This is a genomic window from Amnibacterium setariae, assembly GCF_003581425.1.
GTDB classification, from domain to species: domain Bacteria; phylum Actinomycetota; class Actinomycetes; order Actinomycetales; family Microbacteriaceae; genus Amnibacterium; species Amnibacterium setariae.
In genome coordinates this window covers 1,482,440-1,502,143 of the sequence record NZ_QXTG01000001.1, presented here as the reverse complement: position 1 = coordinate 1,502,143, position 19,704 = coordinate 1,482,440, and the positions used below count along the sequence as shown (strand labels likewise).

Sequence of the window (19,704 nt, the reverse complement as noted above, 5' to 3'; positions counted from 1 at the left end):
CGCAGCGATCGGCGTGATCGATCATTGGCGGCATGGACCTGCCCACCGTCGAGGCCTTCCTCGCCGTCGCCGAGGAGCGGCACTTCGGCGCCGCGGCCGCTCGCCTCCACCTCGTGCAGTCGAGCGTCTCCGCGGCGGTCGCCCGGCTCGAGCGCGAGCTCGGCGCCCGGCTGCTCGACCGGTCACCCCGCTCCGTCTCGCTCACCGAGGCGGGCGAGGCCGTGCTGCCGGAGGCGCGCCGCCTGCTCGCCGCCGCCGACCGCATGCGGCTCGCGGCCGGCGGCGAGGCGGGCCTGACGGGCTCGGTGCGGCTCGGCACCTTCTCGGCCCTGCCGCTGCTCGACCTGCCCCGGCTGCTCGCGGCGTTCGCGGCCGCCCACCCCCGCGTCGAGGTGCGGCTCAGCACGTCGCCCTCCGGCTCCTCCGGGCTCGCCGCCGACATCCGCGCCGGGCGGCTGGACGTCGGTCTCGTCGCCCTGCCGCCCGACCTCACCGGCGGGCTCGCGCTCACCCCGCTCGCGCGCCACCGGTTCGCCGTGCTCCTGCGCGAGGACCACCCGCTGGCCGGGCGCGCGCGGCTGCGGCTGGCCGACCTGGCCGACGAGTCCTTCATCGACGGTCCCGAGGGCTTCGGCCACCGGGTGTTCTCGGACCGGGCGTTCGCCGCGGCCGGCACGGCGCGGGTCGTCCGCACCGAGATCGCGGACCTCCCGTCGCTCGGCGACTACGTCGCGGCGGGCCTCGGCGTCGCCGTCGCCCCGGTGGAGCTGGTCGCCCCGCGCGCCGACGTCGTCGCGGTGCCGCTCGAGCCCGCCTTCGAGTGGGAGGTCGCGCTCGCGACCCGGGCCGACCCGGCGCCCGCCGTCACCGCCTTCACCCGGCTCGCGCTCGACCTGCGCGCCGCCTGACCCGGCTCACCAGCGCGCGCCGGTCATCCACGCGCCGCCGCGCTCGGTCACGACGGTGCGGAACAGCAGCCGCATGACCGACTCCTGGACCCGCGCCCCGACCGGGCCGGGGATCTTGCTGCTGCTCGCGCGCGCCCCGGCGGCGACGATCCGCTGCACGCGCCGCCGCCGGGCGCGCTCGAAGGCGGCGAGCCCCTCCTCCACGCCGCGCCCCGCCGCGGTCAGCTCGCGCCCGAGCACGACCCCGTCCTCGAGCGCCATCGACGCCCCCTGCCCGGAGCTCGGGGAGGGCGCGTGCGCCGCGTCGCCGACGAGCACGGCGGTGCCGCGGCGCCAGCGGCGGACGCGCGGGAGGTCGTAGGTGCTGTCGCCCGCCAGCTCGAGCCGGCCGGCGGCGATCAGCGCGGCGGCCGGCCCCGCGTCGTCCTGCACGAGGGCCACGAGGCGCTCCCGCCACCGGTCGTCCGTCGTGGTGGCGCGCACCTCCGCCGGGATCGGCGGCTCCGGCACGTTGACGAACCACACGACCTCCCCGGACGGCAGCGGGTGCGCGCCGAAGAACGCGCGTCGCCCGAAGACCATGGTCCAGGCGCGGGGGCGCAGCCCGGCCGCGATGCCCGGGTCGGCGGTCACGCCGCCGAAGTTCGTCAGGCCGACGTAGCGGGGCGCGGGCGCGCCGGGATCGACCGCGCGGCGGACGAGGGAGCGCACGCCGTCCGCGCCGACGAGGACGTCGCCGCGGAGCCGCTCGCCGCGCTCGGTTCGGACGGCGCCGTCGGCGACGTCGACCTCGACGACCCGGGCGTCGGCGCGCACCTCCACGCCGCGCCCGGCGGCGTGCTCCGCGAGGACGGCGACGAGGTCGGCCCGGCGCAGGGTCAGGCCGCGGAGGCCCGACGCGAGCGGGACGCCGATGGAGACGGTGCCGAGCACCCGCCCGGTGGCGCCGACGAGCAGGTTCTCGTCGGTCGGGGCGCCGACCGCCTCGAGGTCGGCGAGGACGCCGAGCGCGGCCGCCGCGCTCAGCCCGTTCGGCGCGACGGTGAGCCGGCTGCCCGCCGCTGCGGCCGCCGGGGAGCGCCGCTCGAGCACGGTGCTCGCGACGCCCCGGTCGTGCAGCGCGAGCGCCGTCGCGAGCCCGGCCGCGCCGCCGCCCACAATGAGAGCACGCATCTCCCACCCCTTCGAATGTCAAACTATACGAATATCGAAAGGTTAGGACCATGGAGGACGTCCGGCAAGCGGCGATCCGCGAGATCGGCGCGTCGATGCAGCGCTACCAGCGCAGCGTCCAGGCGTTCGACGACGCCGTCGGGCGGCGTCTCGGCCTCGGCCCCGCCGACCTGCGCTGCCTCGACTGGCTGGCCGACGGGCCGAAGACGGCGGGCGAGCTCGCCCGCGGCGCCGGGCTGCGCGCCGCGGCGACAACCGCGCTCGTCGACCGGCTCGAGCGCCGCGGCCTCGTCGAGCGCCGCCCCGACGAGGCCGACCGGCGTCGTATCCTCGTGCGGATGACGCCCGACGCCGAGGCGCGCGTCGGCGCGCTCTACGGCCCGCTCGTCGCGGAGGGCGTCGACGTGTTCGACGGGCTGGGCGCCGCCGAGATCGCCGAGCTGCGCCGCCTCCTCGAGCGGATGACCGCGCTGACCGACCGGCACCGCGCCCGCGTCGAGGAGGATCCGGGCGATCCGACGGCGACCTCTCGGGCTGGCGGGGCATCGTTCGGGTCGTGAGCACCGCGGACGCCGCCGTCACCACCGCCCCCCTCCACGCGGACGAACCGGTCCGGACGCACCGGCACGGCTGGTGGTGGAAGTCGCTGCTCGCCGGCGCCCTGCTCTGGCTGGTGACGGTCGTCGTCACGATCGCGACGAGCAACGCGAACCTCGTCCCGACGCTGATCCTGCTCGGCAGCTTCCTCGTCCCGTTCTCGGTCGTGCTGTTCGCCGCCGAGCGCATCAGCTCGTCGGTCCCCGTCGCGTCGCTGATGCTCGCCTTCTTCGTCGGCGGCGTGCTCGGGGTGCTCGGGGCGTCGGTGCTCGAGGCGCCGCTGTCCTCCGGCGGCCTCGGCGGGTTCCTGCTCGTCGGGATCATCGAGGAGCTCGTGAAGGGCGTGCTGCTCGTCGTCATCGGGCGCCACCTGGTGCCGAAGACGGCGCGGCAGGGCGCGCTGCTCGGCGCCACGGTCGGCGCGGGCTTCGCCGCGTTCGAGTCCGCCGGGTACGCCTTCAACGCGGCCCTCGGCAACGGCGGCATCGACCTGCTCAGCCTGCTGCAGACGGAGGTCACCCGCTCGGTGCTCACGCCGCTCGGGCACGTGCTCTGGACCGCGGTGCTCGGCGCCGCGCTCTTCGCCGCCTCCCGCGACGGGCGGCGCTACCGCTTCACCGCCGGCGTCCTGCTGGCCTACCTGCTCGTCGCCGTGCTGCACGGGCTCTGGGACTCGATGGGCGGGATCAGCACGATCATCGCCATCGTCTCGACCGGCAACGTCGTGCCGGCGCTCTCCTCCGGCACCCTCCGGCCGGGCACGCGGGGCGAGGTCGGCGAGATCACGACGGGCGTCTACGTGCTCGGCCTCGGCGTCATCTCGGTCATCGGCGGCCTGACGCTGCGCGGCATCGTCCGCCACCACCGGCCCCGCGACCGCGCGATGTCCGCGCAGCACGCCGCCGCGCGACAGGTGTTCACGGATGAGGGGATCCGGCAGGCCGGATCCCCTCATCCGTGAACACCGCTTGCGCTAGTTCGCGGTGATCTTCGCCGGGTTGAGGTTCCGGCCCGGGTCCGTCGCGGTGAAGAGGCCCTCGAGCACGCCGATGCCCTGCTCGGACAGCACGTCGGGCAGCCACGCGGCGTGCTCGACGCCGATGCCGTGGTGGTGGCTGGGGACGCCGCCGAGGTCGATGAACGCCTGCTGGATCGCCTGCTTCACGACGTCGTACTCGGCCTCCGGGTCGTCGCCCATGACGAAGGCGAACGTGAAGTACAGGCACGCGCCCGAGTGGTACGAGTGCGACAGGTGGCTCATGATCCAGCCCGTGCGGCCGAGCGACTCGTAGGCCGCCTCCGCCGCGGCGATCACGCCGTCGTGCATCCGGTCCAGCCCGGCCCACGGCACGCTCGTCTCCGACACGTCGCCCGCGGTGCCGCGGTCGAGCAGGAAGTCGCGCAGGTACGGGGTGTCGAACTTCTTCTGGTCGTAGAGCACGCCGGGGCCGGTGCCCACGCTGATGCCGCGGTTGCGCTTGACGATCTTCTCGACCGCCTTGCGCTGCCGCGCGACGTGCCCCGGCTCCCCCTCGTAGCCGATGAACGAGAGGCACATCTCGTCCAGGTCCCAGCCGCGGCGCTCGAGGAACGCGAACAGCGCCTTCTGCGCGAACGCGCCGAAGCCCTTCGACTCCTTCGACGTCGAGAGCGAGAAGCCCGTCTCGCGGCCGTCGGAGACGCGGGTGATCGCGGGGTGCACGTCGCTCTCGGCGATCTCGCGCATCGCCTTCGAGCCGGCCCGCCAGTTCGGGAAGAAGTAGGCGTGGATGACGCGCTTCGCCGGCACCCGGTGCACCTGCACGGTCGCCTCGGTGATCACGCCGAGCCGGCCCTCGCTGCCGAGGATCATCTCCCGCACGCTCGGCCCCGTGGAGGCAGAGGGGGTCGGGCGCAGGTCGAGCAGGCCGCCGGGGCGGGCGACGCGCATGCCCCGCGTGATGTCCGCGATGTCGCCGTACTTGTCCGACTGCATGCCGGACGACCGGGTCGCGATCCAGCCGCCGAGGCTCGAGTGGGTGAAGGAGTCGGGGAAGTGCCCGATCGTCCAGCCGCGGGCGTTCAGCTGCGCCTCGAGCGACGGGCCGAGCACGCCCGCCTGCACGCGGGCGAGCCCGGAGAGCTCGTCGATCTCGAGCACGCGGTCGAGCAGGCCGAGGTCGACCGAGACCACGGGCCGGGTCTCCCCCGGGATCGGCTCGAGCGAACCGGCGATGTTGCTGCCGCCGCCGAACGGGATGAGCACCGCGTCGTGCTGCACGACCGCGTCGACGACCGCCTGCACGGCGGCCTCGTCGGCCGGGTAGACGACGAGGTCGGGCACGCGCGGCAGACGCCCGGCGCGGACCTTGATCAGGTCGCGGATGCTCTTGCCGTAGGTGTGCACGACGCGGTCGAGGTCGTCGTCGGCGACGCGCTCGGCGCCCGCCGCGGCGGCCATCGCGGCGCGGAGCGCCCCGTCGGCGATCGAGGCCGGCACGTCGAGGGCGCCGAAGTCGGGCTGCTCGAGCGGCGAGGCCGCGTGCAGGTCGAGGCCGACGGCCTTCAGCACGAAGGGCGCGAAGTTCGGCTTGTCCTCGTGGTGGAAGGCGACGCCGGGCACGCCCCAGCCCCACCACTTCATGTGCGCCACGGGGTTCTCCCGCACGGCCGCCGCGTCCTCGCGGTCGGCGACGGTCGGGGTGACGAGATCGGTCATCGGGGTCCTCCGGAGGCGATGCGGCCCGTGGAGAGGACCGCGTGGGCGTGCTCGTCGTGCAGGCGCTGCACCTCGCCGCGGACGCGGCGCATGTACTCGGTCGGCGTCTCCCCCGCGTGCGCGAACACCGGGTCGCCGAACACGACGGCGACCGGGGGGCGACCGGCCTTCGGCCACTTCGAGCCGCGCGGGTGCGCGGCGTGCGCGCCGATGATGGCGACCGGCAGGACGGGCACCTTCGACTGGTTCGCGAGCGCCGCGGCGCCGACCTTGAAGGTGCCGATGCGGCCGGTCCGGCTCCTCGTCCCCTCGGGGAAGACGAGCAGCGGCACGCCGCGCTCGAGCAGGGCGCGCGCCTCCGACGCGGGACGGTTCAGCCCGGCGCGGTGGATGGGGAACGCGTTGAAGAAGAGCGCGGTGAGGCCCTTGCGCCACTTCACGTCGAAGAAGTAGTCGGCCGCGGCGCCGGCGGAGAGGTAGCGGGCGAGGCGGCGCGGGAGGGTCGTGAAGACGAGGGGCGCGTCGAGGTGGCTCGTGTGGTTCGCGACGACGACGAAGGCGCCGCGGAGGTCGCTCAGCCGTTCCCGGCCGAAGATCCGCACCGACACGACCGAACGGATGACGCCCCCGAGCAGCACCCGCTGCGCCACCCAGCGCGCGGCCGCCATCGGCTTCGAGGTGTACCGGTCGAATCGCACGACGGGTGGTTCGGAGCCGGGGGCGTGCTTGGTCGTCACCCGCGTCGTCACTCGGGAAGGCTACTGCGGCGGCGGTCGCTCAGCGCCTTGGAGACCCTGCGGATGCCGGATCGCGGCGCATGCCGCGCCACGAACATGAGCGCCTTGTACCGCGCGCTCGGCGTCGAGACCACGCGGCCCCGCAAGAGGTCGCGGAGGGCCGCGGCGACGAGGTCGTCGGCGTCGAGCCAGAGGGCGTCCGGCATCGACGAGCCGCTGATGCCCGCCCGGGCATGGAACTCCGTGCGCACCCAGCCCGGCTCGAGCGCCATGGCGGTCACGCCGGTGCCCGCGAGCTCGTTCGCGAGCCCCTCCGTGTAGACGGTCACCCAGGCCTTGATCGCGCTGTAGGCGCCCATCGTGATCCGGCCCGCGGTCGACCCCACGTTCACGATGCGGCCCCGGCCGCGCGCAGTCATCGCCCGCCCCGCGGCGCCGGAGAGCACCTGCACGGCCCGCACCATGACCTCGAACGCGCGGTCGTGGGCGGCCTGGTCCGTGGACAGCAGCGACGCGCGCACCGAGAAGCCGGCGTTGTTGACGAGGAGGTCGACGGGCGCGGCGGAGTCCTCGAGCCGCGCGGCCACGCGGTCGACGTCCCCGCGATCGGTGAGGTCGGCCCGGAGCACCTCCGCCCCGCGGCCGGCGGCGCGGTACCGCGCCGCCTCCTCCTCGAGCCGGTCCTCGTCGCGGGCGACGAGGACGAGGTCCCATCCGCGGGCGGCGAGGGCCCGCGCGAAAGCCGCGCCGATGCCGCTCGTCGCACCGGTCACGAGCGCGGTCGCCATTCCGCATACGATACGGACCCGATGACTGCCCCCGCTGGTGCCGACAGCGGCGCTCCCTCCATCGCCCCCGTGGAACGACTCTCCGGGCACGTGCTGCTCACCGGCGGCACCGGCTTCGTCGGCCAGGCCGTGCTCGAGCGCCTCCTCGTCTCCCACCCCGACACCCGGGTCTCGCTGCTCGTGCGCGGCAAGACCGGCCAGTCCGCCGACGACCGCGTGCGCAAGCTGCTGTCGAAGCCGGTGTTCAAGGCCTGGCGGGAGGCGGTCGGCCGCGACGAGGCCGCGCGGATCTTCGCCGAGCGCGTCACCGCGGTCGAGGGCTCGCTCGACGCCGTGCCGCCGCTGCCCGGCGACCTCACGCACGTGCTGCACAGCGCCTCGACCGTCTCGTTCGACCCGCCAATCGACGAGGCGTTCGCGACGAACACGGGCGGCGCGAGGAACCTCTACACGGCCATCCGGGAGTCCGGCGCCGACCCGCACGTCGTGCACGTGTCCACCTGCTACGTCGGCGGCCTCCGCAAGGGCGTGCTGCCCGAGGCCCGGCTCGACCACGACGCCGACTGGCGCGTCGAGGCCGACGCCGCCGCGGCGGCCCGCCAGCGCGTGGAGCTGCGCAGCCGCGAGCCCGGCGTGCTGCGCGGCCTGATGCTGCGCGCCCGCGCCGAGCACGGCAAGGAGGGGCCCCGCGCGGTCGCGATCGCCGCGGAGGCCGCCCGCGTCGACTGGGTCAAGCGCCGCCTCGTGACCGCCGGCCGCGCCCGCGCCCAGAGCCTCGGCTGGACCGACGTCTACACGCTGACCAAGGCGCTCGCCGAACGCGCCGCCGAGGAGCTGTGGGGGGCGGAGCACCGCCTGTCGATCGTGCGCCCGAGCGTCATCGAGAGCGCGCTCGAGCACCCGTTCCCCGGCTGGATCGACGGCTTCAAGGTCGCCGACCCGTTGATCATCGCCTTCGGCCGCGGGCAGCTCGAGGACTTCCCGGGCGTGCCCGACTCGGTGCTCGACATCATCCCGGTCGACTTCGTGGTGAACGCGATCCTCGCCGCCGCGGCGACCCCGCCGCCCGTCGCGGAGCCCCGGTACCTCCACGTCGCGTCGGGGGCGAGCAACCCGCTGCCGTTCCACGGCATGTACCGCAACGTGCACGAGTACTTCACCGCGAACCCGATCCCGGACACCCCTGGCGCGGAGCGGGTGCCGACCTGGCAGTTCCCGGGCGACCGCCGCGTGGAGCGCGCGATCCGCCGGGCGGAGGTCCTCGTCGGCGCGGCGAACTCGACCCTGGACCGGCTGCCGTCGACCCCGCGCCTGCGCGAGTGGCAGCGCACCATGGGGCGGCGCGAGCGCGACGTGCACAGCCTCCGGCAGCTGTCGGACCTCTACCGCGCCTACGTCGGCACCGAGCTGATCTTCGACGACGCGAACGCCCGCGCGCTCGGCGCCCGCATCCCGGCGGACCGGCCCGACGAGGGCTTCGACGTCACCCGCATCGACTGGCGCGACTACCTCCAGCGCGTCCACGTGCCCGCGATCACCCAGCTCATGCGGGTGTTCTCGCGCGGCCGGGGCGGCGACCGGAGCAGCGGGCCTGCGGCGCCGAAGCCGCTGCCGCAGCGCACCGACGTGCTCGCGGTCTTCGACCTCGAGGGCACCGTCGTCGACTCGAACATCGTCCAGCAGCTGCTGTGGGTGAGGCGCTCGCAGGGCGGCGAGGCCGCGGCGGCCGCGGAGGCCGGCTCGATCATCACGCGCCTGCCCGCGTACCTCGCCGCCGAGCGGCGCGACCGCGGCGAGTTCCTGCGCACCTTCCTCCGCCGCTACGCGGGCATGCCGGCCGAGCGGCTCGAGTCCGCCGTGCGCGGCGGCTACACCGACCTGCTGCTCGCCCACACGAGCGCGGCGGCCCTGCAGCGGGTGCGGGAGCACCGCGCCGCGGGGCACCGCACGGTGCTGGTGACCGGGTCGATCGGCGTGCTCGCCGAGCCGCTCGCGGCCCTGTTCGACGAGGTCGTCGCGGGGACGATGCACGAGGACGACGGCGTGCTCACGGGCTACCTCGGCGCGCCGCCGCTCGTCGACGAGGCGCGCGGCGCCTGGCTCGCGCAGTACGCGGCGCGCGGCGGGTTCGACCTGGGCGCCTCCTACGCGTACGGCGACAGCGTCGCGGACCTCCCGTGGCTCTCGCTCGTGGGCGAGGCGACGGCGGTGAACCCGGACGCGCGGCTCGCGCGGGCGGCGCTGAAGCGGCGCTGGCCGATCCTCGACTGGCGCCGCGGCGGCGTCTCGCGCGCCGACCTGATCGCGCGGTGACGGACCCGGACGACCTCGACGGCCTCGCCGCCCGGCTCCGCTCCGCGGGGATCGTCTTCGCCGAGGAGGAGGCCGCGCTGCTGGCCGAGGCCGCCTGGGGCGACGCGCTGGACCGGCTCGTCGAGCGCCGACGGGCGGGCGAGCCCCTCGAGCCGCTGCTCGGCTGGGCCGCGTTCGACGGGCTGCGCGTGCCGGTCGACCCCGGCGTCTTCGTGCCGCGGCGGCGCACCGAGCTGCTCGCCCACGAGGCGGCGCGGCTCGCCCGACCCGGCGCCGTCGTGCTCGACCTGTGCTGCGGCACCGGCGCGGTCGGCCTCGCCGTCGCGACGCGGGTCCCGGGCATCGAGCTGCACGCGGCCGACGTCGAGCCCGCCGCGGTCGCCAACGCGGCGCGGACGGTGGCGGGCGTCGGCGGGACCGTGCACGCGGGCGACCTGTTCGCCGCGCTGCCCGACGCCCTCCGCGGCCGGTTCGACGTCGTCGCGGTCAATGCCCCGTACGTGCCGACGGGGCGCATCGCCGACATGCCTCGGGAGGCGCGGGAGTTCGAGCCGCACGTCGCCCTCGACGGCGGCGACGACGGGCTCGACGTGCACCGCCGGGTCGCGGCCGGCGTGCGGGAGTGGCTCGCGCCGGGCGGCGCCGTGCTGATCGAGACCGGCCGGACCCAGGCGGCCTGGACGGCGCTGCTGCTCGAGGGCGCCGGGCTCGCCGCCTCCGTCGTGGCCGACGACGAGATCGACGGCACGGTCGCGATCGGGGCGGCCCCCCGCTGACGTCCGGGCCGACGTCGCTACCGTTCCCGCATGACGGACGACGTGCGGCTCGGGGTCTGGGCGATGCTCGGCGAGCCGAGGACGACGGCGGCGCTCGAGCACGCGGGTTTCGACTGGCTGCTGCTCGACCAGCAGCACGGCCACTTCGACGACGCCGCGGTGCGCGCGACCTTCGCCCTCCGGCGCGAGCACCGCGTGCCCGTCCTCGTCCGGCCGGCCGCCAACCGCGCCGACCTGATCGGGCGCGCGCTCGACGCGGGCGCCGACGGCGTGATCGTGCCGCTCGTCGAGAGCGCCGAGGAGGCGGAGGCCGCGGTCGCCGCCTCCCGCTACCCGCCGCGCGGGATCCGCAGCTCCGGTCCCCTGCCCGGTTCGGACCAGGCGGAGCGGCCCTTCGTCGGCGTCATGGTCGAGACCGCAGCGGGCCTCGCCGCCGTCGACGCGATCGCCCGGACGCCGGACCTCGACCTCGTGTTCGTCGGCCCGTTCGACCTGTCGCAGAGCCTCGGGACGACCGTGGACGACCTCCTCGCGGACGACGGGCCGGAGGCGCCGCTGCTCCGCATCCTCGACGCCTGCCGCGCCGCGGGCGTCCGGGCGGGCGCCTTCGGGGCGACGGAGCCGCGGGCGCGCCGCTTCCTCGAGCTCGGCTTCACCGACGTCGTCGCGGCGCTCGACACCTCCGTGCTCGCGGCGGGCGCCGCGATCGCCGCCCGCGTCCGCGGCTGAGGGGTCCGAGGGGTGGTCTCGAGGCTCGCCGGCGCTCGCACCTCGACCAGCGGGACCGCGCCCCGCGCCCGTGCCCACGGTGGTCGAGCCGGACGCCCCGCGCCCGTGCTCACGGTGGTCGAGCCGGGCGCTCCGCGCCCGTGCCGGAACCACGTCCGCGGGAAGGTTCCCGGTGCTCAGACCGCGGCGAGCTTCGTGCGCAGCGCCTCGTCCGACGGCTCGACCAGGTGGGAGCCGTCCGGGAACACGATGACCGGGATGTTCGGGCGGCCGCTGACCGCCATCGCCTCGTCCGCGGCCTCCTTCGAGACCTCCACGTCGACGTAGCGGTAGGCGACGCCCTCGCCGTCGAGCAGCGCCTTCGACCGGCGGCAGTCGCGGCACCAGTCGGCGCCGTACATCGTGATCTCGGCGGAATCGCTCATGCGCCGAGCCTACGGCGGTCACGAGAACCCATGAGTCCCGGCGGCCCCCTCCCGGCGGCGACGGCGCGGGGCTACCGTGAGCGCGGCTCGGGTCGACGACGACCGCAGGAGGTGCCCGGTGGGAGAGACGCCCGGCGGCCGCACGCCCCGCCGGCTCGTCGCGGAGTCCTGGGCGCGCGCCCGTGCCGGCCGGCTCGCGCCCGACCGGGCCGAGCCGGGGCCGCCGCTCGAGGTCGACCGACTCGAGGACGTCCGCGGCAGCCACCCGCTCGCGTCGGCGCTGCCGATCATCCGCTCGCTCCTGGTCCGCGACGCGGACGAGGACTCGGGCGTCGTCGTCGCGGTCGGCGACGCCGCCGGGCGGCTGCTGTGGGTCGAGGGCGACCCCGCGCTCGTCCGCCGCGCGGAGGCCATGCGGTTCGTACCCGGCGCGGACTGGTCGGAGCCCCGCGTCGGCACCTCCGCACCCGGCACCGCGCTCGCCCTCGACCGCCCGGTGCAGATCGCGGGCGAGGAGCACTTCGCGCTGCAGGTGCAGCAGTGGAGCTGCACCGCGGTGCCCGTCCACGACCTCCGCACGCACGAGACGATCGGCGTGCTCGACATCACCGGCGGCCCCGACGTCGCCGCGCCCCGGTCGCTGCCGCTGCTCGAGGCCACGGCCGCCGCCGTGGAGCGGGAGCTGCTGCTGCAGCGTCTCGCGCGCGGCGGCCGGCGCCGGGCCCCGAGGCCGGAGCCGGCGCGGGCGCCGCGGCTCGCGGTGCTCGGGCAGGACCACGGGCGGCTGGCGGCCGGCGGACGGACCGTCGAGCTGTCCCTCCGGCACGCGGAGCTGCTCACGCTGCTCGCCTGGCACCGGACCGGCCTGTCGGCCGAGCACCTGGCCGAGCTCGTGCACGGGCGGGCCGACGCCGTCGCGACGGTGCGGCCCGAGATGGTCCGCCTCCGGCACGTGCTCGCGGGCGTCGCGCCGTCGCTCGTGCCGGTCGCGCGGCCCTACCGGCTGCCCGTGCCGATCGACCTCGACGTGCGGCAGCTGCTCGCGCTGCTCGACCGCGGCGCGCACCGGGCGGCGCTCGACGCGTGGCGGGGCGAGGTCCTGCCGGGCTCGGTCGCGCCGGGGATCGAGGCGATCCGCGCGGAGGCGTCGGGCCGGCTCCGCGAGGCGCTGCTGGAGAGCGCCTCCCCCGCCCTGCTGCTCGACTACGCGGAGCGCGTCGCGCCGGGCGACCCGGAGCCCCTGTTCACCGCGCTGCGCCTCCTCCCGGCCCGCTCGCCGAAGCGGGCCGGCGTCGTCGCGCGCCTCGACGCCCTCGGCTGACCGCCGCCGGGCTGCAACGGGGTGCAACGTGCGCGCGCCTACCGTCGGCACCGGGCGCGGGGACCGCGCCCGACCGCCCGACCGGCCCGCGAACCGGGTCGGCGGCGCGGCCCGGACGACGAGGTCTGGAAGGACGAACGACCATGACGATGTACGCCGACGCCCCCGCCGAGAAGGCGGAGGAGACGCCTCCCGCCGCCGGCCCGCAGGTCTACGCCGCGCCGGGCGCCGAGGGCTCCGTCGTGTCCTACAAGCCGCGGTACGACCACTTCATCGGCGGCCGGTACGTCCCGCCGGCCGAGGGCCAGTACTTCGACGACATCACCCCGGTGACGGGCAAGCCGTTCACCGAGATGGCGCGCGGCACCGCGAAGGACGTCGACGCGGCCGTCGAGGCCGGCTGGAAGGCGTTCCCCTCCTGGAGCCGCACCTCCCCCGCCGAGCGCGCGCTCATGCTCACGCGCATCGCCGACCGGATGGAGGCGAACCTCGAGGCGATCGCCGTCGCCGAGACGTGGGAGAACGGCAAGCCCGTGCGGGAGACGCTCGCCGCGGACATCCCGCTCGCGATCGACCACTTCCGCTACTTCGCCGGCGCGCTGCGCGCCCAGGAGGGCGGGGTGTCGGAGATCGACCACGACACGATCGCGTACCACTTCCACGAGCCGCTCGGCGTGGTCGGGCAGATCATCCCCTGGAACTTCCCCATCCTGATGGCGACGTGGAAGCTCGCGCCCGCGCTCGCGGCCGGCAACTGCGTCGTGCTGAAGCCGGCGGAGCAGACGCCCGCGTCCATCCACCTGCTGCTCGACCTGATCAAGGACCTGATCCCGGCCGGCGTGCTGAACATCGTGAACGGCTTCGGCTTCGAGGCCGGCGCGCCCCTCGCCTCCCACCCGCGCATCCGCAAGATCGCGTTCACGGGCGAGACGACGACCGGGCGCCTGATCATGCAGTACGCCAGCGAGAACCTGATCCCGGTGACGCTCGAGCTCGGCGGCAAGAGCCCGAACATCTTCTTCGAGGACGTCGCGCGCGAGCACGACGCGTTCTACGAGAAGGCGCAGGAGGGGTTCTCGTTCTTCGCGCTGAACCAGGGCGAGGTCTGCACCTGCCCGTCCCGCGCCCTCGTCGCGAAGACGATCTACGACGGCTTCGTCGGCGACGGCGTGGAGCGCGTGAAGCGGATCAAGCAGGGGAACCCGCTCGACGTGTCCACGATGATCGGCGCGCAGGCGTCGAACGACCAGCTCGAGAAGATCCTCAGCTACATGGACATCGGCACGCAGGGCGGGGCGAGGCTGCTCACGGGCGGCGAGCGCGCGGACCTCGGGGGCGACCTGACCGACGGCTACTACGTGCAGCCGACGATCTTCGAGGGCACGAACGACATGCGGATCTTCCAGGAGGAGATCTTCGGTCCGGTGCTCGCGCTGACCTCCTTCGACGGGTTCGACGACGCGATCTCGATCGCGAACGACACGCTCTACGGCCTGGGCGCCGGGGTGTGGAGCCGCGACGGGTCGCAGCTGTACCGGGCCGGGCGGGCCATCGAGGCCGGGCGCGTGTGGTGCAACACGTACCACCAGTACCCGGCGCACGCCGCGTTCGGCGGGTACAAGCAGTCGGGCATCGGCCGCGAGAACCACAAGATGATGCTCGACCACTACCAGCAGACGAAGAACCTCCTCGTCTCCTACGCCGAGGGGCCGATGGGCTTCTTCTGATCCCTCCCCTCCACCGGCCGGCCCGTCGCGCGATGCGTCGTCTCGCGCGACGGGCCCTTCCCGTCCCCCACCCCGTCCCGAAACCGAGGAGTTCCCCATGACGGCGTCGAAGATCGACGTCACGCCTGCGGCGGCGGACCTGCTGCGCACGCTCGCGGGCAAGCACGGGCCGCTGATGTTCCACCAGTCCGGCGGCTGCTGCGACGGGTCGAGCCCCATGTGCTACCCCGTCGGCATGTTCCGCACGGGCGCCTCCGACGTGCACCTCGGCGACCTCGCCGTCGACGGCTTCGACCCGGTGCCCGTGTACATGTCCGCGTCGCAGTACGAGCTCTGGAAGTTCACGCACATCACGATCGACCTCGTCGACGGGCGCGGCAGCGGCTTCTCGGTGGAGGCGCCGGAGGGCAAGCGCTTCCTCATCCGCAGCCGCATGCTCACGGACGAGGAGGTCGCGGAGCTCGGCATCACCCCGCGCTTCCCCCTCCGCGCCCAGCCCCTCCCCCGCTAGCGGGGCCTTCCGCTGCAGATCCGCCCGAGCGCTCGCGCCGCTCTGCAGCGGAGCGCCCCGTCAGGTTCTGGAACGGCGTCGAGGCCGAGCGAGCCGTGCCTGCTCGCAGTAGGCCGCGAACGCGGTGCGCGGGTTCGTGGGCCGGACGCCGACCCGAGCGAGCACGACGCGGAGCGCTGCCGGTGAGCCCGACTGGACCCATCCGATGCGTACCAGTGCGCGGACTTCGAGGCGGACGTCGTCCTCGCGCCGCTTCTCCCGGATGACGGCTCGCGCCGGCCCCTGCGGCGCCATCGCGGCGTCGAGGTACTTCTGCTCGCCGTCGACCTCGACGCCGGCATCGGCCGACCGGAACCAGCCGTCGAGGAACACCTCGCCGTCCCGGACGCGCACCGGGCGCTGCAGCACGGGGACCTCGAGGCCCAGCCGCATGGCTGACGCCCGGAAGCGGGACTCGGCGGCGGACTCCCCGCCCGGATGCGCGAAGGCGACGACGTCCTCGATGCGACGGGACGCGCGGCGCTCGCCGGCGAGGTCCGCTGCCGCTTCGAGCGTCTCCCGCGGAAGACCGGCGAGCAGCGCGGCGTCCGCCGCCATCACGCCCTCCTCGAACGAGGACGCTCCGGCCACGTCGACCACCGTGCGTCCGACGCCGGTCACGAGCAGGTCCCCGATCAGCACGACCTCCTCGTCCTCGACGAGGAAGTGATGGGTGACGACGCCCGTGCGGTGCCGGTCGTCGTCCTCAGGCACGGTGACGTGGACCGCGGCCGCCCGCGAGCGGAGGACCGGGAGTCCGTGAACGACCGCGGCGGACCAGTGCGACACCACGACCGGGCGCGGGGACGTCGCCGTCACGGCTCGGAGCCGGACGAGGTGCTGCTGCTCGGGCGTGAGCGCCTCGAACGCGGACCGCTCGACGTAGCCCCGCGGACACAGGCGGAGCAGCAGCCCGGCTGCGACGTCCCGGCTGATGCTGCTGCGCTCCGAGGAGCTGCGCGTCCCGCCCGAGACCACGAGGATCTCGAGCCGCCACGGGTCGACGACGGGGGCGTCTGACGTCTGCACGCCCGGGATGATGGCCCGGCCTACCGCCCCTTGCACCGACTCCGCCTGGGGAGGACCCGATCCGCCACTGCAGCAGCGGCGGGCGGCCCGCTTTGGCGGGGCGCTCCGTCGCAGATGGAGCGGAGCGCTCGCGTAGATCTGCAGCGGAGGGCCCCGCTAGGGACGGGTCAGGCGGCGGGGAGGTCCGCGTAGAGGCCGCGGGCGCGGAAGGCCGCCTCGTTGATGGCGAGGCCCTGCATGCCGGGGAGCTTCGCGATCGCCTCGTCCATCTTCCGGACCTCGCGGAGGCCGTCGGGGCCGTCGAAGAGGTAGCCCATCACGAAGCGGACCTCCTCCTCCGGCTCGATCGTGGACCCGACCGGGCCCCACACCTTCGACAGCGCGAAGCGGGTGAAGGCGCGGGCGAGCTTCGACTCCTCGAGCCGCTTCGTCGCCTGCGTCGTGTAGAAGGCGATGTGCCGGCTCTCCTGCGCGGCGATGCGCTTCAGCAGCGGCGCGAGCGCCGGGTGCGGCTCGAGCGCCGCGAGGCGGCGGTAGGCGGAGGCGGCGCCGCGCTCGTTCACGCTCCCCCACGACATGTGGGTGGCGACGAAGTCCTTGCCGACGATGTTCCCGTAGACGGCCTGCTTGATCGGGTCGATCCGGTCGCGCCAGCCGAGCTTGATGCGGCTGGCCTTCAGCTGGTCGTACTCGACCTCGATGCCGTGCACCTTGAGCACGGCGGCGAGCGCCTCGCCGTGCCAGTACTCCTCGCGGTTCCACATCGTCATGAACGTGGAGACCTCGCCGTCGCCGTGCGACGGGGTGACGAGCATGTCCCGGAGGTAGCAGACGGTGTGGTACTCGACGTCGCACATGTACCGCAGCGCCCGGAGGGAGTCCTCGGGGAGCGGGTTCTCGCGGAACGCGTCCAGGTCGATGTCGCTCCAGGCGACGGCGGTGCTGGACTCGGCGAAGGTGTCGATGTCGAATGCCATGGTGCGGCGCTAGCGCGCCTCGTCCTTCCCGTCGGGGACCGGTGCCGCGTGCCGGGTTCGCACGCTGCGGAGAGGGGTTCGGACCGGGCGGCGGCCCGGTTTGCGGCTCGTGCGGCGCGCGATGTGCAGGCCGGCGAGGCCGGGCAGCGCGTCGATCCGCGCGTCGATGCCGTCCGCCCAGGAGGCGTCCGGGCCGAACAGCGTCCGGATGGCGTCGGCGGTCGCGGCGACGGGCTCGCGCTCGGCGCCGATCGGCCACGCGCGGCGGGCGAGGCGGCGGCGGGCGAGCACGCGGGCGGCGCGCGAGCCCATCAGCGCCTCGGACGCGGTCTCCGCGAAGAAGTGCGCCTGCCGGGCGATGCCCTCCCGGATCCGGGCGAGGTCGGCGGCGACGGCGGCGGGCGCGAGGTGCTGCGCGCGCTCGAGCATGGCGTCGACGATCCAGGCGTCGACGAGGCGCTCCGTCATCTGCACGCCCGTGAGGGCGCGGCCGTGGAGGTTCGCCACGACGGCCTCCCAGAGCGGCCCGAAGCGGTCGCGCACGGTGGCGGCGATCCCGCGGCGGATGGCGGGGACGGGGCCCGCGCCGGCGAGCGCGGCGAGCGCGTCGCCGAACCAGTGCGCCTCGTAGGCCCAGGTGGAGAGGAACGCGGTGATCCTGGCGTCCTTGTGGGTCGCGGTGACGAGCACGCGGGCGAGCCAGGAGCCGGTGCCCTGCGCGCGGCGCTGGACGTAGCGCAGCGCGTCGGCGAGGTCGGCGGGCAGCGCGGCGCCGAGACCCGTGAGGGTCTCGCGCATGGGTCCGGACGGCTGCCGCACGTAGGCGGCGACGTCGAATCGGGCGGTGCTCATCGGCCGAAGACTATCCGTTCCTGTGCGTTCCAGGGCTTGCGGATCGCACCCCAGATGTGGTTGAAGGGGCTTCCCTCCGAGGGGGTGTTCGGAGCCGCTCGGCCGACGGACGGGCGCCCGGGCTAGCGTTCCCCATGTGACCGCCTTCCTCCGTCTCGGTGCAGCGGGCGCCGAACGCCCTGCACTCCTCGCCGACGGCCGAACCTACGACCTCGCACCCCTCACGGGCGACGTCGACGCCGCCTTCCTCGCCGACGGCGGCCTCGACCGCGCCCGCCGCGCGCTCGCGGAGGGGCGGCTCTCGGAGCTGCCCGACGCCGACGACCTCCGCGTCGGCGCGCCGGTCGCCCGGCCGGGCGCGATCCTCTGCATCGGCCAGAACTACGCCGCCCACGCGGCCGAGTCCGGCAGCGCCCCGCCCACGCACCCGATCCTGTTCTTCAAGCACCCGAACACCGTCGTCGGGCCCTACGACGACATCGTGCGGCCCGCGGGCGCCGAGTCGCTCGACTGGGAGGTCGAGCTCGGCGTCGTGATCGGCACCGCCGCCTGGCAGGTGGAGGAGGAGGACGCCCTCCGCCACGTCGCCGGGTACCTGGTCGGGAACGACGTGTCCGAGCGCACCTGGCAGCGCGCGGAGTCCGGCGGCCAGTGGTCGAAGGGCAAGACCGCGCCGACGTTCTGCCCGCTCGGCCCGTGGCTCGTGCCGGCGGACGAGGTCGACCCGACGACGCTGCGCATCTGGAGCCGCATCTCGGGCGACCCGCGGCAGGACTCGTCGACGGCCGACATGGTCTTCTCCGTCGCTGCGCTCGTCGCGGACCTCTCCCGCTACGTGCGGCTGGAGCCCGGCGACGTCGTGCTGACCGGTACGCCGGAGGGCGTCGCGATGTCGGGCCGCTTCCCCTACCTCGCCGACGGCGACGTGGTGGAGGTCGGCGTGGACGGGCTCGGCGCGCAGCGGAGCACCGTCGTCGCGGGCTGACCCGCCGCTCGCGGGCCCGGCCGGTCAGTCGACCGGTCGGCCCTCGAGCAGCCGATCGGCCGCGAGCACGACGAGCGCGATCGCGCAGCCGATCGCGGTGTCGAGCACCCGGGTGCCGGCGATCGTCCACGGGTCCCCGGGCGAGCCCGCCTCGGCGATGAGCAGCGCGAGCGGGGTGATGAGCACGAGCGCTGCGCCGTAGTGCGCGACGACGACGAGCTCCGTGCCGAGCTGGAGCAGCGCGAGCACGACGGCCAGCACGAGGCCGGGTGCGGGCGCGCCGACGAGCGCCGCGAGGAGCACGAACACCCCGGCGCCGACCACGGTCCCGAGGGTGCGGTGGACGGCGCGGATGCCGGAGACCCGTCGCCCCGGACCCGACTGGAGCACGGCCACCACGGCGACGACGACCCAGTAGCCGCGGTCGAGACCGAGCACGGCGGCCAGCACGGCCGCCACGGCGGTGGCCGCGACGACCCGCAGCACCACGACCCGGCCGCCGCGGTCGAGCGCGAAGCGGAGCGGCGCGACCGGACGTCCCCGGTCGCGCCGCCGGACGGCGGGGACGGCGAGCGGCGCCACGACGACGAGGAGGGCGAGGACCGCGCCGCCCGCCGCGCAGCCGAGCACGAGGAGCGGGTCGAGGCCGGCACCGCCGTGCTCGGGAGCACCGCACAGCCGCGTCGCGACGCCCGTCACGAGCACCGGGAAGAGGGCGCCGGGCGGCCCGACGGCCGTGCCGACCGCGAGCACCACGGCGGCGACCGCGACGAGCGCGAGCACGATCGGGGCGGCGACCGGGTCGCCCCGCGTCGCCGCGCCCGCCGCCGTCGCGACGAGGAGGCCGAGCTGCACGAGCGGGAGGCGGCGCACGCGCTCGCGACGGCTGCGCGCGGAGAGGTAGAGGGCGGACAGGGCCCCGGTGGAGGCGAGCAGCCCGACGTCGGTGCGGCCCGCGACGGCGGGCGCGCCGACCGCGAGCAGCATCGCGACGGCCGCCTGCACCGCGATCCCGAGGCGCGGCGGGCTCGGCGACGGCCGCACGACCGCGCCGACCAGCCGTCGCGCTCGGCCCGCGCCCTCCGCCCCGTCCGTCCCCACCCCTCCATCGTCCCCGGC

The 19,704-nt window shown here is 75.4% G+C and carries 19 protein-coding genes; 10 read left to right on the top strand and 9 right to left on the bottom strand.

Features of this window, described 5'->3' with window-relative positions:
- The first annotated feature begins 32 nt into the window (after positions 1-32).
- The gene (locus tag D1781_RS07550; protein WP_119481564.1) at positions 33-908 is read left to right on the top strand and encodes a LysR family transcriptional regulator; all 876 of its coding nucleotides are present in this window, start codon (positions 33-35) and stop codon (positions 906-908) included.
- A gap of 6 nt (positions 909-914) precedes the next feature.
- Here the strand turns inward: D1781_RS07550 and D1781_RS07545 are convergent, their stop codons facing one another.
- Positions 915-2,081, bottom strand: a complete 1,167-nt coding sequence (locus D1781_RS07545) for an FAD-dependent monooxygenase (RefSeq protein WP_119481563.1) — start codon at positions 2,079-2,081, stop codon at positions 915-917.
- 50 nt (positions 2,082-2,131) lie between these two features.
- Between D1781_RS07545 and D1781_RS07540 the strand changes: the two genes are divergently transcribed.
- Positions 2,132-2,641: a MarR family winged helix-turn-helix transcriptional regulator gene (locus D1781_RS07540; protein ID WP_119481562.1), complete on the top strand. Its 510-nt coding sequence runs from the start codon at positions 2,132-2,134 to the stop codon at positions 2,639-2,641.
- Entirely contained in the window at positions 2,638-3,639 is a 1,002-nt protein-coding gene (locus D1781_RS07535) for a PrsW family intramembrane metalloprotease (protein WP_199706428.1), read from the top strand. Before D1781_RS07540 ends, D1781_RS07535 begins: the two co-directional genes overlap by 4 nt.
- A gap of 12 nt (positions 3,640-3,651) precedes the next feature.
- Here D1781_RS07535 and D1781_RS07530 read toward each other — a convergent pair whose 3' ends face one another.
- From D1781_RS07530 to D1781_RS07520, 3 genes are read right to left on the bottom strand one after another with little or no spacing between them, the layout of a single operon-like run.
- Positions 3,652-5,376, bottom strand: coding sequence for an FAD-binding oxidoreductase (locus tag D1781_RS07530; RefSeq protein ID WP_119481561.1), 1,725 nt, complete (start codon positions 5,374-5,376; stop codon positions 3,652-3,654).
- On the bottom strand, positions 5,373-6,125 hold the full coding sequence (locus D1781_RS07525) for a lysophospholipid acyltransferase family protein (protein ID WP_233551081.1): 753 nt from the start codon (positions 6,123-6,125) through the stop codon (positions 5,373-5,375). The genes D1781_RS07530 and D1781_RS07525 overlap by 4 nt, the downstream gene beginning before the upstream one ends.
- Positions 6,122-6,901, bottom strand: a complete 780-nt coding sequence (locus D1781_RS07520; protein WP_119481560.1) for an SDR family NAD(P)-dependent oxidoreductase — start codon at positions 6,899-6,901, stop codon at positions 6,122-6,124. The genes D1781_RS07525 and D1781_RS07520 overlap by 4 nt, the downstream gene beginning before the upstream one ends.
- Before the next feature lie 69 nt (positions 6,902-6,970).
- Between D1781_RS07520 and D1781_RS07515 the strand changes: the two genes are divergently transcribed.
- From D1781_RS07515 to D1781_RS07505, 3 genes are read left to right on the top strand one after another with little or no spacing between them, the layout of a single operon-like run.
- Positions 6,971-9,214, top strand: a complete 2,244-nt coding sequence (locus D1781_RS07515; protein WP_233551080.1) for an HAD-IB family phosphatase — start codon at positions 6,971-6,973, stop codon at positions 9,212-9,214.
- Positions 9,211-9,990: a putative protein N(5)-glutamine methyltransferase gene (locus D1781_RS07510; RefSeq protein ID WP_119481558.1), complete on the top strand. Its 780-nt coding sequence runs from the start codon at positions 9,211-9,213 to the stop codon at positions 9,988-9,990. The genes D1781_RS07515 and D1781_RS07510 overlap by 4 nt, the downstream gene beginning before the upstream one ends.
- Before the next feature lie 30 nt (positions 9,991-10,020).
- Positions 10,021-10,719 (top strand): HpcH/HpaI aldolase family protein, encoded by a 699-nt coding sequence (locus D1781_RS07505; protein ID WP_119481557.1) that lies wholly within the window; start codon positions 10,021-10,023, stop codon positions 10,717-10,719.
- Positions 10,720-10,895: 176 nt separating this feature from the next.
- Here D1781_RS07505 and D1781_RS07500 read toward each other — a convergent pair whose 3' ends face one another.
- Positions 10,896-11,144, bottom strand: coding sequence for a glutaredoxin family protein (locus D1781_RS07500; RefSeq protein ID WP_119481556.1), 249 nt, complete (start codon positions 11,142-11,144; stop codon positions 10,896-10,898).
- A 118-nt stretch (positions 11,145-11,262) separates the two neighbouring features.
- Here D1781_RS07500 and D1781_RS07495 point away from each other — a divergent pair, with 118 nt between their 5' ends.
- The 3 genes from D1781_RS07495 (at position 11,263) to D1781_RS07485 (ending at position 14,703) form a co-directional block, all read left to right on the top strand.
- Positions 11,263-12,465, top strand: coding sequence for a sigma-54-dependent transcriptional regulator family protein (locus D1781_RS07495; RefSeq protein WP_119481555.1), 1,203 nt, complete (start codon positions 11,263-11,265; stop codon positions 12,463-12,465).
- 149 nt (positions 12,466-12,614) lie between these two features.
- The gene (gene exaC / locus D1781_RS07490) at positions 12,615-14,192 is read left to right on the top strand and encodes an acetaldehyde dehydrogenase ExaC (RefSeq protein ID WP_119481805.1); all 1,578 of its coding nucleotides are present in this window, start codon (positions 12,615-12,617) and stop codon (positions 14,190-14,192) included.
- A gap of 97 nt (positions 14,193-14,289) precedes the next feature.
- Positions 14,290-14,703 (top strand): DUF779 domain-containing protein, encoded by a 414-nt coding sequence (locus D1781_RS07485; RefSeq protein ID WP_119481554.1) that lies wholly within the window; start codon positions 14,290-14,292, stop codon positions 14,701-14,703.
- A gap of 60 nt (positions 14,704-14,763) precedes the next feature.
- Here D1781_RS07485 and D1781_RS07480 read toward each other — a convergent pair whose 3' ends face one another.
- The 3 genes from D1781_RS07480 to D1781_RS07470 form a co-directional block, all read right to left on the bottom strand.
- Positions 14,764-15,771 (bottom strand): hypothetical protein, encoded by a 1,008-nt coding sequence (locus D1781_RS07480; protein WP_119481553.1) that lies wholly within the window; start codon positions 15,769-15,771, stop codon positions 14,764-14,766.
- A gap of 167 nt (positions 15,772-15,938) precedes the next feature.
- Positions 15,939-16,748: an acyl-ACP desaturase gene (locus D1781_RS07475; RefSeq protein WP_119481552.1), complete on the bottom strand. Its 810-nt coding sequence runs from the start codon at positions 16,746-16,748 to the stop codon at positions 15,939-15,941.
- A gap of 9 nt (positions 16,749-16,757) precedes the next feature.
- Positions 16,758-17,600 carry a hypothetical protein gene (locus tag D1781_RS07470; RefSeq protein WP_119481551.1) on the bottom strand — a complete coding sequence of 281 codons (843 nt, stop codon included), beginning with the start codon at positions 17,598-17,600 and terminating at the stop codon, positions 16,758-16,760.
- Positions 17,601-17,736: 136 nt separating this feature from the next.
- On the opposite strand from D1781_RS07470, the gene D1781_RS07465 reads away from it, so the two are divergent.
- Positions 17,737-18,585 (top strand): fumarylacetoacetate hydrolase family protein, encoded by an 849-nt coding sequence (locus tag D1781_RS07465; RefSeq protein WP_119481550.1) that lies wholly within the window; start codon positions 17,737-17,739, stop codon positions 18,583-18,585.
- A gap of 24 nt (positions 18,586-18,609) precedes the next feature.
- Here the strand turns inward: D1781_RS07465 and D1781_RS07460 are convergent, their stop codons facing one another.
- Positions 18,610-19,686, bottom strand: coding sequence for an FUSC family protein (locus D1781_RS07460; protein WP_119481549.1), 1,077 nt, complete (start codon positions 19,684-19,686; stop codon positions 18,610-18,612).
- Between the last annotated feature and the right edge of the window lie 18 nt (positions 19,687-19,704).

Excerpts from the sequence above, each read along its gene's own strand:
- D1781_RS07550 (WP_119481564.1), top strand. The coding sequence starts at position 33 with ATGGACCTGCCCACCGTCGAGGCCTTCCTCGCCGTCGCCGAGGAGCGG.
- D1781_RS07545 (WP_119481563.1), bottom strand. The coding sequence starts at position 2,081 with ATGCGTGCTCTCATTGTGGGCGGCGGCGCGGCCGGGCTCGCGACGGCG.
- D1781_RS07540 (WP_119481562.1), top strand. The coding sequence starts at position 2,132 with ATGGAGGACGTCCGGCAAGCGGCGATCCGCGAGATCGGCGCGTCGATG.
- D1781_RS07530 (WP_119481561.1), bottom strand. The coding sequence starts at position 5,376 with ATGACCGATCTCGTCACCCCGACCGTCGCCGACCGCGAGGACGCGGCG.
- D1781_RS07520 (WP_119481560.1), bottom strand. The coding sequence starts at position 6,901 with ATGGCGACCGCGCTCGTGACCGGTGCGACGAGCGGCATCGGCGCGGCT.
- D1781_RS07505 (WP_119481557.1), top strand. The coding sequence starts at position 10,021 with ATGACGGACGACGTGCGGCTCGGGGTCTGGGCGATGCTCGGCGAGCCG.
- D1781_RS07500 (WP_119481556.1), bottom strand. The coding sequence starts at position 11,144 with ATGAGCGATTCCGCCGAGATCACGATGTACGGCGCCGACTGGTGCCGC.
- exaC (WP_119481805.1), top strand. The coding sequence starts at position 12,615 with ATGTACGCCGACGCCCCCGCCGAGAAGGCGGAGGAGACGCCTCCCGCC.
- D1781_RS07485 (WP_119481554.1), top strand. The coding sequence starts at position 14,290 with ATGACGGCGTCGAAGATCGACGTCACGCCTGCGGCGGCGGACCTGCTG.
- D1781_RS07475 (WP_119481552.1), bottom strand. The coding sequence starts at position 16,748 with ATGGCATTCGACATCGACACCTTCGCCGAGTCCAGCACCGCCGTCGCC.
- D1781_RS07470 (WP_119481551.1), bottom strand. The coding sequence starts at position 17,600 with ATGAGCACCGCCCGATTCGACGTCGCCGCCTACGTGCGGCAGCCGTCC.